The 6,543-nt window shown below is 54.9% G+C and carries 7 protein-coding genes; all 7 read right to left on the bottom strand.

Annotated elements, in window-relative coordinates; genetic code table 11:
• Positions 1–298: 298 nt before the first annotated feature.
• Positions 299–832: a GNAT family N-acetyltransferase gene (locus RMSM_RS10465; protein WP_008695179.1), complete on the bottom strand. Its 534-nt coding sequence runs from the start codon at positions 830–832 to the stop codon at positions 299–301.
• A gap of 74 nt (positions 833–906) precedes the next feature.
• Positions 907–1,434 carry a phage tail protein gene (locus tag RMSM_RS10460; RefSeq protein WP_008695178.1) on the bottom strand — a complete coding sequence of 176 codons (528 nt, stop codon included), beginning with the start codon at positions 1,432–1,434 and terminating at the stop codon, positions 907–909.
• 49 nt (positions 1,435–1,483) lie between these two features.
• Positions 1,484–1,999, bottom strand: a complete 516-nt coding sequence (locus RMSM_RS10455) for a phage tail protein (protein ID WP_040765380.1) — start codon at positions 1,997–1,999, stop codon at positions 1,484–1,486.
• 47 nt (positions 2,000–2,046) lie between these two features.
• The gene (locus RMSM_RS10450) at positions 2,047–2,568 is read right to left on the bottom strand and encodes a phage tail protein (RefSeq protein ID WP_008695177.1); all 522 of its coding nucleotides are present in this window, start codon (positions 2,566–2,568) and stop codon (positions 2,047–2,049) included.
• 77 nt (positions 2,569–2,645) lie between these two features.
• Positions 2,646–2,948 carry a DUF6916 family protein gene (locus tag RMSM_RS10445; protein WP_008695176.1) on the bottom strand — a complete coding sequence of 101 codons (303 nt, stop codon included), beginning with the start codon at positions 2,946–2,948 and terminating at the stop codon, positions 2,646–2,648.
• Between the two features lie 76 nt (positions 2,949–3,024).
• Positions 3,025–3,408 (bottom strand): twin-arginine translocation signal domain-containing protein, encoded by a 384-nt coding sequence (locus tag RMSM_RS10440; RefSeq protein WP_160168277.1) that lies wholly within the window; start codon positions 3,406–3,408, stop codon positions 3,025–3,027.
• A gap of 41 nt (positions 3,409–3,449) precedes the next feature.
• On the bottom strand, positions 3,450–6,543 hold a 3,094-nt coding region (locus RMSM_RS40860; RefSeq protein WP_040765373.1), incomplete at its 5' end, for an Ig-like domain-containing protein.

Raw genomic sequence — 6,543 nt, 5'->3', positions numbered from 1 at the left:
GATTCTCTTCGTCGGCTGCCGAAAGCACAGATGCAGGAGTCATTCCCGCGGCGGTGATGGTGATCAGCGATGCGCGCTGCAGGAACGAACGCCGATTGGCTGCGTTGTCACAAGGCGATTCATTGATGGTAGAAGCGGACATGATGCGAAAGCTCCGTATGGGGGATGGAGAGACGTCGTGCGGCAAAGAGGGATCAGCGGACGCGGTGGCAAATGGTTTCATTGTGGAAGCCAATACGAAAAGGCAACCGTGTGCGGCGATCCAGCGGGATTCAGCGTCCTTGATCCGGCCTACCGCTTACGCGTCGGATTGTGATTGACAAGTATTGGCCTCTTCCTGCGGACAAGAGGATGGTTGTGGTAATCGCTGCATCAAGAAATAGACGCCGGTGTCATCGATCTTTTCGAATCCTAGCCGTTGATACAGATGCATCGCCGGGTTGTTGTGTTCAACGTGGATGCGGACCGGCAACCCGGCTGCCCCCGCTTCGTCGAGAATGTCTTGCATGATTTTGCGGCCGATCCCTTTGCCGCGGTACTCGGGCAGCAATGCGATATCGACCACGCGGTGTTCGTCACGACGACGCTGCAAATACAACCGGCCGGCGGGCTCGCCATTCACCTCGATCACATCAAAGACGGTGTCGGAGTAGTTTTCTTGGTAGTACTTATGTTGCGCGGCAAATTGCATCTGCAGGAACTGTTCCTTCTGCGCATCGTCCCAATCGACTAACGACAACTCTTCGGCACGCGTGCTCGCGTAGACCTGGTACAGAAACGAGAGGTCGTCTTCAGCAATGGATCGGAAAGCGATGTTTAACGGTCGAGCCACGATTTTAATTTTCCATCGAGATGGTCTGCGTTTACAAGGATGACGGTAACAACCTCATCGTCATCATCTCACCGTCAACTTCTGCTGGGATAGGTACCGGTGAGGGCGATGATGTAATTGAGCACCAATACTGGCATTTGGTTGTCATGGGGCCCTGAAGTTCCGACAGTGCTCAATGCATCCGCCATTTGCACATTGTTGCCACTGGGGGCATAGATTCCATCCGCACCGCCGGGCTTGCCGGTCAGATTGCCAGCCGCGGTTGTCTCGCCTTCTTCGTCGGTATCTTCGTTGGTTCCAAACAAGCCATGCGTGTGGGGCGGAGTTTGAGCCTCGGTTAGCGTCACGGTTGGCGTTCCCCCGGTCGAGCCTTGGGATCGAGAGCTTAAGCCTGGTCCGTTGCCAACATGAACAGGTACCCGGGCTTTTAGGTTGGGAAGTCCCATGGTAGAGCGTCCATCGCCGCCATACATCGTTCCAATCAACGAAAACAGGGCTGTATTCTGAGAGATGTTAAGCAGCTGGCCATCACAAAACGCGTAGCCCCGAGGAGCAAAATTGCCGGCGAAAATTTTGATCTCTGCAATAAATGGTTCAGACATGAGTAAGTTCCTCTGGACGTGTGCGGTGTGTAGTCGGAATTTGGCAAAGTCAAGATCGTGACGGAAAGGTCCCGATAAGGGCGACAATGAATCGAATCGTTTGGTATGCACTCATGTTTGGGTGTGCCTGGCTACTCCCTGGCGAATTGCCGATTCCGCTAGGATGCATCTGCACAGGTGCTTCATTTATGTAGATCCGCTGGGTGGTGTTGGCCATCGCATTGCCTGCTGGACTCGTCTCGTTTGCCGAGTCGTTTTCGGCGTAAAGAATGTGCTTGTGTTGTGCGGTCTGCGAAGACGTCAAGGCGACCATTTCTTGACCGCCTTTTTGGCCCAAGTTACGGGGCGTTAATCCTGGTCCGCTACCGTGATGTATCGGCGTTCGTCCTCTGAAGTCGGGCAATCCGAAAGTCGTCCGCCCATCGCCACCGTAGGTGGTCCCAAACAGTGAGAAAAGGGCTTCGTATTGTGAGATCGCGAGTAGCTGGCCATCGCAATTGGCGTAGCCTCGAGGCGCGAAGCTACCAGCGAACATTTTGATTTCGCCAATGTAAGGGTCTGACATGATTGTCTCCTGAAGTGCAGGGAGTGTGTGCTGAGAGGCGAGGGGTACTAATTGCGTGACGGGAACGTGCCCTGTACCGCGATGCAAAAGTTGACTGTTTGAAAGGGGTGCATGTTTTCATGCGGCGAACCACCGACGTTTCCAACGGATTGCGCGGAAAGCGCCGTGGGGCCACCGGGCGTAAGCGAATGGTATGTCGTATTGGGCGCCGTCGCCCAAAGATTACCGGCAGCGACATTCGAGTTCGCGTTGTTCCCCGAGGCGTGCAGAGTATGGGTGTGCGGCGGAATTTGGTCCGTTTGTAATACGATCGACTCCGCCCCTAACTTTTGTCCCAAACTAAAATCCGCTCCACCGCCCTGCAGGGCTCCTTTGTGGGCCGCCGCACGACCGCGGAGTTCGGGCAAGCCAAAGGTGGTCCGCCCATCGCCTCCATAGGTAGTGCCCAAAATCGAAAAGAGTGCTTGATATTGATTAATTGGCAGTAGAGCGCCATCGCATTGGGCCCATCCGCGAGGCGGAAAATTGAAGCCGAAAAGTCGGACTTCGCCCAGGAAGGGTTCGGCCATGAGAGACTCCTATGAAAGTTGCATTGTTGCGGAAAAGTTTAAAAAATCTCAGCGGGCTGAGAGATTACAGCCGTGAGCTAAGAGAACACGGCCTCGTAAAGAATCCCCTTGCCTGTCGAGTCTGGACCGACCGGCACGATGAAGTACATTTGTTCGTAGAGCTGTTCGTGGGTGAACGTATACAACGATTGAGGTAAACACGATTGAACCGACGCATTACGATCATGGAACAGCAGCGAAAACTGGCCAGGCACCGCGAACGGCTTCGCTTCGATTAACTCGACGACGACCTGTCCCGATGCGGAATGAATCATGAATTCAGTGCCCACATGGGCAGTAAAGTCATCCAGCTTGAATTGACCTTGTTTCTCAATGTCCAACCAATCTCCTCCTCAATGTTTTCGAGTCACGTATTCGCTTGCTTTTGATCAGTCAAGTTTGATCAGCCAGATCGGTTCATCCGAAAACGGCTTCCAAGCGTGTCTGCGATGCAACACCATCCACCGGCGTAATCAACCATTGCTGATGGCCGAACTGCGGATGATTGATCGAGTAAACCTCCTGTGGCACTTCGAGCCCGTCCGCTGCGGTGAACACCAACGAGAACGGATGTCGATGACCTGCGGGCGTGTTGGAGGATGCGTTGACTTCCGTCAACTTGGCTTTGAACCCATTGCCATTGGACAGCGAGAACGTGAATTCACTTCCAAGATGCGCGGAATAGGCATCAATCTCTGCGCCACGCGGCGAATTGGCATGACTTGTTGTCACGCCGGCGACAACCGTGCCGGCGCCCACCGCGGCGGCGGTCTTAAGAAAATCTCTGCGGTCATTTCGCATTTCCGACCCCTTCATGTGCGTACAAGTTACTTGAAAAGCTTTTAACTTCGTCCTTCGGCTAACAGCGTTACTGTGTCTTCCTCGGACTCACGTTGCTCCTCAGCGGCGGATTCGCCGTCCGACTGCTGACGGAGACGATCGACGACATCAATCAAATCAATCGTTCCAGTGAATGGTGACGCTTTGCCCCGCCGCTTCGTTTGTAGATCAACAGGCAGGTCGATTCCTAGTGAATCGCTTAGATCATCGTCATCCCAATCAGACATCAAACGGTCGACGGAACTGCTGCCTAGTAACAGGGCATGATCAAACCCGTTCATTCGAGATGCGTTGATCAGATCTTGTGATGGGCTACGAATCCCATACATAACGTCACCTTCGCGATGCGAATCGTAAACATCATCGAATCCCAGTACGTGCCCGAGTTCGTGCGTCAACACATCGACCAGGTCAATGCCGAGCCCCGATCCCAATTGCCAACCGATTCCGGCAGCATTGCTGTCGATATACACGGTGTTGCGGAACGCACGTCCCAACACGCCGTCAGCCAAATCGCGGATGAAGTATTCCGCATTGGCTAACTGAGATTGTTGTGACTGCGAGATTCCCTGTCGGGTCCAATAGTTATGAGCCTCGGAAATCGCATGACTCAACCCTAATGCATCGAGCAGCACACCACCCGCAACTAAACCCGGTTCTGATTCGAGCAGCAGCGGAGCGCCGGGCAATACCGGATTGCAGGGGACATTGAATCCACTGATGCCGTTGTTCTGTTCGATCACCGTCGCACCGCCATTGGCCGCCGACAATGCCGCTACATTCGCTTGCGAAATCGTGGCCGTCGAGGAGTCACGGACGTCAATGATAATTTCGGCGGTGCCTAGCGTGTTGCCCGCGATATGCAGACAGGTCTCGGCCGTGTCTCGCGTATCATGCTCGATCCCTTGACCACTCGTGATGCTGGTAAACGTGTTATCCGTGATACTCAATCGATTGTCGGGGTTGGTTCCGCCAGCCAGATCATCGTCGAAGAAGGTCTTGATTCCTTCGGAGGCAATGTTGCCGAGTTGGTTGTCAGCGATCGTAATATTAGAGATTCCGTCATGGTCACCGATGTTGATTTGGATCCCGTCGTCCCCGATCCCATTGAATGGGCCGCCGGCAATCCCGCTCGTGTCGATGCCAATCTCGTTGTTCTGAACCAAGATCGTCCAGACTTCGATGCCTGTCGCATTGTGACTGAAGTTCTCGATGTGGATACCGTCACCCTGCGCCGATCCACTCAGCGTGTTGCCGTCAGAGGCATTGGGACCGCCGATTCGACCTTCGAAGTTGCCATTACCAGAACTGCTGACGATCCTGACAATATCGCCACGCATGTCGACGAGCGTATTGCTGCGGATATCGAAGGTGGTTGACGAAGAATTGTTGGCCTGCAGCTCGATACCGCCACCGTTGGGGAAGTCATTGGGACCGCCTCCGCCGACCGAAGTGCTGTTCAGGATTGTCACATCGTTGATGCCGGTCGAACCTGCGTCGTAACGGACAATGTTACTCTCGATGTTATCAAAATCACTACCGTTGATCAGCAACGTCATGTTGGCATCCCCTTCGGTTTCAACGTTGATCCCGAACACGCCGTTGGTGTCATCATTGTCTGAAAAATCGGAATCGTTGATGATGTTGGCAGTCAATGTTCCGGTCTCGTTGTAAATGTGGACGCCGGTGTCGTGGAACCGTGTGACATCGACGTTATCGAGCGTGAAGGTACCGCTGAGGTTGTTGTCGGTACCTCCGGTCTGGGTGCGGAACGAGAAGGCGTCTTCGTTTGCCACGTCGCCAATGTCTTCGAAGGTACTGTTACTTATGCTTAAATTTACCACCCCGGTGCCGAACACGCCGTGACCACCGATATCGTCGACTGTCATCTGGTCCAACGAGATATTCGTCACGGTCGTTAACGAGATGGCGTCGCCGGTGCTGTTTAGAATACTGCCGCCCGAACCATTTTGAGAGGATCCACCGTCGCCGGTGACCGTGAAGCTGCCGGTGGTGTTGCTCAGCACAATACCATTGGTTGCTCCGTTGGAGGATACACTTCCGAGCGTCACCCCGAGATCGATCGGATTGCCGGATATACTGACTGCGGTGGAATTTCCCGAGTCGATCGTGCCGGTGGTAACGTCGAAATCGCCGCCCACGCCGCTCAAAGTGATTCCGGCGGCATTGCTCGAAGAGATCTCGTCGAAGCTCATGGCCAGCGTTCCGGTAATGATGTTCACTCCCGCGCCAGTCCCCGTAATGCTGACGTCGCTGACCGTGGCGGTGCCAACGCTAACACCAGAGATCCCGGTGCCGGTTGTATTGCCGATGTCAACACCGCGGATCGTGTTGCCCGAGGCGAGGTTGATTCCGTTGCCTGCGGACGTGATCACCGGTGCAGTACCGCCCACGCCGGGTAGCGTGCGAGAATCCGTTGGTTCAGTGACGCCCAGCAAGGACGCGGTTGTGCCGCTGGCGCCTTCGCCAATCACAATCGTGTTGTTATTTAGATTCAGCGGGCCAGTATAGCTGCCTTCGGCAATGAAGACCTTGTCACCTGCGGCAGCAACGCCGTGGTAGTCAGCAATCGATGTAAAGGGATCGCTGAGCGTGCCTTCGTTGCCGGCGCCACTAGGCGTGACATCAATGAACCAAACCAGATCGGTGCCGAACGTTAAATTCACCGTCGCGGTGGTGGCGGTGTCGAGTTCGTAGGTGAACGAATCCGCCGTCAGGTTTCCAGCGTCCGGTTCGTACAGGAAGCTACCGTCCGCTTGCACCGTGACGGTGCCATGGGTGGTCGCTGTGGCAATGCCGACGTTGGCTCCGCCGTTCACTGCGGTGACGTTCGCCGGGCCGCCGAGGTCATTGGCTAATAGCCCATTGCCAGCGGGTACATTCAGCCCGACATTGCCGATGATGCCTCCATAAGTGTCGTCAACCGCGGTGCTCTCGGGGTCAACATCCTGCACCGTGACAGCAATGTCTTGGACATCGCTCAGGTTCGGGACACCGTTGTCGGTGACGGTGACTTCGACGTCGTAGATGTTGTCATTGCCCGAGTCGACCGGGTTCTCGAAGTCGGGTGCTGCG

The organism is Rhodopirellula maiorica SM1, from assembly GCF_000346295.1.
In the GTDB taxonomy this organism is placed as follows: Bacteria; Planctomycetota; Planctomycetia; order Pirellulales; family Pirellulaceae; genus Novipirellula; species Novipirellula maiorica.
Note: the sequence above shows the minus strand (reverse complement) of the source record. Positions and strands in the feature narration are given on the sequence as shown.